The organism is Microcoleus sp. Pol1C5 (assembly GCF_036701115.1).
Taxonomy (GTDB): Bacteria; Cyanobacteriota; Cyanobacteriia; order Cyanobacteriales; family Microcoleaceae; genus Microcoleus.
On sequence record NZ_JAUBQE010000114.1, the window covers coordinates 1 to 4884 of the forward strand.

Sequence of the window (4884 nt, forward strand, 5' to 3'; positions counted from 1 at the left end):
CCTCGATTGTACCGCCGTGTTTCTCAACTACAATCTGCCGTGCTATCGCCAATCCCAATCCCGTGCCTTTACCCACATCTTTAGTTGTAAATAAGTGGTCAAATATCTGACCTTTTATCTCCTCTGATATCCCTATCCCGTTGTCAGAAAGGCGAATATTTACCCACTCCTTAGACTTCATTTCTGTCCGAATTGTGATGCAATTGCCTGGGGCTTTAGTCTTCTCTAAACTCCGTTCCCGATTTGATTCTTCCAGTGCATCAATGGCATTAGCCAATATATTCATAAACACCTGATTCAACTGTCCGGGGAAGCATTCCACTGAAGGCAAGTTCCCGTACTCTTTCACAACTTCAATCGCTGGACGCTGTTCGTTCGCTTTCAATCTGTGTTTGAGAATCAAAATCGTACTGTTAATTCCGTCATGAATATTGAAAGGAACTTTGTAATCTTTGTCGGTTCGGGAGAAGATACGAAGACTGGTGCTGATACCTTGAATGCGATCGCACCCGATTTGCATCGAATTCAACATTTTTGGTAAATCTTCTAAGAGATATTGGATATCGCTCTCTTCAGCTTTTTCTTCAATTTCCTCACCTGGATAGGGAAATTTTTCTTGATAGAGTTGCAAGTATTCTGTAATATCTTTGACGGCGGCGATCGCCTCATGAATATTGCCAGAAATAAATCCAACGGGATTATTAATTTCATGGGCAACCCCGGCCACTAAATTCCCCAAAGCCGACATTTTTTCGCTCTGCACTAATTGCAGTTGAGATTGTTCCACCTGGTGGGCGTAGTCCTGGGCTTGCTGATACAATCGCGCATTTTCTAGGGAAATGGCAGCCTGAGTGCAGAGGAAGTTGAGGACGAGGAGACGATCGCGAGTAAACACTCCTTTTGTCGAGCTATGTTCCAGATAAAGTATCGCAACTAAGTTCCCGCGATCGAGAATCGGAGTACATAGCATACTTTGAGAGTGATACTGGAGCGTACAGTCATTCATTAAACCCGGAATATCGGTCTTGCCACCTTCAATAACCACAGTTTCCAGGGTGTGTTTGACATAATAAACCAGCTTGAGCGGAATCACTGCCGAGCCATCTAGAGGTTGGGTTTGCAGCAGGGTTGTGGGTAACTGGCTATCTAGATTAATGTGAGTTATTGCCCGGATTTGCCATTCATCCTGATGGGGGAGTAGCAAAGCACAAGTTTCGGCGCCCGAAGTTTTCAAAATAATTTGGTTGAGGGTGTCGAGCAATTCATCAAGCTGAATTTTACTGGATAAAGCTTGAGCAGCTTGCACAATAGATGCGAAATCTAAAGCATCGGAAATACTGGTGCTGCTATTACTGGAAGTCTGCGAAGAGTGGCTAATCGTTGCTAGCGTCTCTAGAGGATTAAAGCGAAGTTTGGGCTGATTCAGGATGGGATGAAGTAATTGGGGATACCTTTTTTCTAAGTTTTCAACCTTCGCTAGTGCTCCCCAACGGGCATAACAGTAATACGCTTCCTGCATATAGCTGGCGGCAACTTTTTCTTTGCCCCACTCCCAGTAGAATTTGGCGGCGAGTTCGTTAGCTAATCCTTCCTCTTGGATAAAACCGTTTTCCTTGGCTCCTTTAATTGCTAGATCGTAAAATTCTAGAGCTTCTGTTTTGCGAGCAAGAACGCGATTTTTTTCGGCTTCAACTAAATGATATTTGTGCAAGTAATTCATGGGGCCATAATCTGCCCAGTCTTTGAGCTTGGCTTGATTTTCTTCCATTCGCTGCCATCGCGGCTCGGACTGGGAAATCGATTCACCAGGAGTGGCCAGCAGGTTCAGAGAATCATAGAAGTAGAAGATCGGTTCAACAATACTTCCCATCCCTCCAGCCAAATAGTGTCGCGTTTGAGCAGCATCGTGTTCTGCTTTAGCAAAGTCTTCCAACCAGTAATTCAATGTGAATCGATACAAGTAGAAGAAGGATAGTCGGTAAAAATCGACTTTTGCCTGAGCCAGGACTTCTTCTTCATAGTCATCCTGGCGTAAGGGAATTTCTTCCTCTGACTGACCCAAGAGAATTTGAGCCGCCTGCAAGTACGCCAACACACAGTTTGCTGCTGTGACTTGGTGGAGGTCGCATAACTGTTGGTAATAGGCGCGAATTTGCGGTTCGAGTTCAGCCAGGGGTTGACCGTACCAATAAGCATTGAAACAGTACAACTGGGCGTCGTAGCCCATAAATTCGAGATTGCCTGTTTCTAATCCAGCTTGATAGCCATCGAGAAGAATGGGCAGCGTTTCTTGCAAATGGATCGTCCAAGAACCCACATAGGCCCCCATTAACATGGCGGTTGCGGCTCGAATGTTTTTGGCATCGGGTTCTAAGGCGAGTTGGTATCCTAATTGCCCAAACTGAGGCACCATTGTCATGTCGCCCCACAGCATCCTCAGTTGGAAGGCGTAACCCACGTAGCAAAAAGCGGAAACCGGACTATTGCCAAATTGGATGGACAACTTGGCCTGGAGCGCTACGACTAGGAAATAAAGCTTTGTTCCTGACATATAACAGACGGGTGTCAGCCGAGCCGCATTTTGCATAATGGCTAATTGCTGGGGATCGGTCATTTTCGGCAGATGAAAGAATGACTCAATGGAGCGACCCTCAATTAAGGCATCAATTTCTTGCTTCACCTGCCGAATATCGTCTAGGGTTGGCTCATCTGGTAGGTTTACGCCTAACATTTGGAAGACTGATTGACCGATCGCGATCGCCTCGACAAATTTATTGTGGGCTACCAATGCCTGGATTTTGACTTGGTAAACTTGCACCTGTTCTAAAGGTGTTTTCGCACGATCGATCACCGCTTCAATCCAGTGGTGCATCTGCTCAAAATCGCCGGCTAAGAAAGCCACCTCGGCAGCTAAGTCGTGCAGGGATAGGGTCATTTCGTAATGCCGTTCCCAAGCGTCTGTTCCCAGCAGTTGCAGCCCCACTGTGGCATATTCGCGGGCTGCTTGATAGGCAGTTGCCGATCTCGCTTTGCGGCAAGCAATCAGGTTGAGTTGGGCGAGTTCCTCCCTTTCCTGTTGTTCTACAACCAGCGTCGTGCCGTAGTTCAACTGATTGACTAATTCAAAAATGCGTTCTTCTCTGGCTTCTGCTGAAATTTGTTGCAGCAGCAGTTGCCCGATTTGATAATGGGCGATCGCGCGTTCTGCTTCCGGAATCAAAGAATAAGCGGCTTGTTGGACGCGATCGTGCAAGAAGCGATAGGCAACGGTTTGAGAAGTACCTCGATCGATCTTTTCTTCTTCCCCTACATAAAATTTATAAATCTCACTCTGAGGTAAAACAAAACCTTCCTGTAAAGTTTTCCACAAAGCCGTTGCCGTTCCCGTCTCCGAGATTTCCGAAACAATTGCTAATGTTGTCAGATCGAACTGATTGCCAATGCAAGCTGCTAATTTTAAAACATCCTGACTTTCAACTGGCAATTTCTGTAACTGCTGCGCCATGAATTCAACTACATCATCCGTCAGTGCTGCTTCGGTAATTTTGCTAATATCGCACTGCCAATATCCTGCTTTAATATCAAAAAAAATCAATTCATCTTGATGCAATGCCTTGAGAAACTGCGTCGCAAAAAATGGGTTTCCTTTTGTCTTCTGATACACCAACTCAGTCAGCGGTTCTGCTAAGTTAGGAGAACAATTCAGCGTATCTGCTACTAATTGATTCAAACTGGTTCGAGCCAGAGGTGCTAGTGTAATGGTATTGACTATTGCCCCGATTTTTGTGACTTCATCTAAAGTCAACATTAAGGGATGGGCAGCGGAAACTTCATTGTCTCGATAGGCTCCAATTAGTAGCAGGTGACTGGACTGGGATTCACCTATGAGCAACTGCATCAACTTTAAAGATGCCGAATCAGCCCACTGCAAATCATCCAGAAACATCACTAAGGGATGCTCTTTTGTGGTAAAAACAGAGATAAATTTTTGGAACAGCAAATTGAACCGATTTTGAGCAGCCATCCCTGACAATTCTGGGGCTGGGGGTTGTTGTCCGAGAATCCGTTCTAGTTCGGGAATTACTTCAATAATGACTTGTCCGTTGTCACCAAGGGCTGCTAAAATTTTGGTTTTCCATGCTTGGAGTTGGAGATCGCTTTCACTGAGCAATTGTGTCATTAAATCGCGGAATGCTTGCACAAATGCCGAAAAGGGAATATTGCGATTGAACTGGTCAAATTTACCTTTAATGAAATAGCCATGCTGTCGGACAATGGGTTTTTGAACTTCATTAACCACAACGGTTTTTCCTATGCCGGAAAAGCCTGCAACGAGCATCATTTCGCTGTTGCCTTCTGCTACTCGTTCAAAAGCTTCTAAAAGTTGCTGTATTTCTCGTTCTCGACCGTAGAGTTTTTCGGGAATCAGGAAGCGATCGCATATATCTCGCGTTCCTAACTCAAATGTTTCAATCTTTCCAGTTTCTTGGTACTGCTGCAAACACCGTTCTAAGTCATACTTCAATCCCAAGGCACTTTGATAGCGTTTTTCGGCATTTTTTGCCATCAGCTTTATGACAATATCCGAAATCACCTGCGGGATTTCTTGGCTATTTATTGCAGGAGGTTGTTTGGCAATATGGCAGTGAACCAACTCCATGGGGTCGTCACATTCAAATGGCAGTTTTCCTGTCAGCAGTTCGTAAAATGTCGCTCCCAGAGAATAAAAGTCGGTGCGGTAGTCGATGCCTCGGTTCATTCTTCCGGTTTGTTCGGGAGAAATATAGGCGAGGGTTCCTTCTAAGATGTTGGGATTTTGAATTTCTTGAGTTTCTCTCGGCAGTAGGGAGGCGATGCTAAAGTCTATGAGTTTAATTTGTTTAG

Annotated in this window: 1 protein-coding gene; it reads right to left on the bottom strand. The window is 45.1% G+C overall.

Annotated features, from left to right (window positions below; translation table 11 throughout):
* A partial coding sequence (locus QUA23_RS30450; protein ID WP_333110691.1) for an AAA family ATPase occupies positions 1 to 4884 on the bottom strand: 4884 nt, incomplete at both ends.